Genomic DNA, 572 nt, shown 5'->3' with positions numbered 1-572 from the left:
AGTTGTACGAAATACTTTGAGGCTTTCACCTCGTAAAACTGTCGGAAGATACGATTGTACGGATTTCAGCCGAGGCGGGCGGTGGCCTGAAGGCGGTCGATCAGCGCAAACGCAGAGGTGTCGGCCGCAGGGTCGATCACGCCATCCAGCAGCAACTGGCCGATGCCGGTCATGGCAATCGCCTGCGCGGACAGCAGATCGAATGGTGCCTCGCCATCGACCAACCGGTTGAGGCGCACGAGGTAATTCTCGCCGCGGCGACGACGCATGTCCGCCGCGAACGGTTTGAGGCTCGGAATGCGCGCCGCCACCAGAGCGATAGCGAAGGTGGCGCGCGCAATCTCGATACTGTTCAGTTCATGCTCGGGTTCGCTCATCCTTTGCGCGTCGACCGTCCCCTGCACGCGGACGATGATGTCGTTGATCCCGGCCTTCAGCAAATCGTCCTGCCGAGGGAAGTGATAGGCGAGCGTGGAATTGGCATAGCCCGCGCGCGCGGCGACGGCGCGATGCGTTACCGCGTCAGCGCCTTCCTCGACGATCAGCGCGGAGATGTGGCGCGCGGCCTTGGT

The 572-nt window shown here is 62.6% G+C and carries 1 protein-coding gene; it reads right to left on the bottom strand.

The window, feature by feature from the left end; translation table 11 throughout:
* Positions 1-65: 65 nt before the first annotated feature.
* Positions 66-572 (bottom strand): TetR family transcriptional regulator (locus tag AACY49_RS30080; RefSeq protein WP_339527875.1); only part of this gene is annotated, 507 nt, incomplete at its 5' end.

Origin of the sequence: Pseudomonas sp. EL_65y_Pfl2_R96 (assembly GCF_963970905.1) — a bacterium.
Taxonomy (GTDB): domain Bacteria; phylum Pseudomonadota; class Gammaproteobacteria; order Pseudomonadales; family Pseudomonadaceae; genus Aquipseudomonas.
The sequence above is the reverse complement of the archived record's forward strand: the minus strand, read 5'-3'. Positions and strand labels throughout refer to the sequence as shown.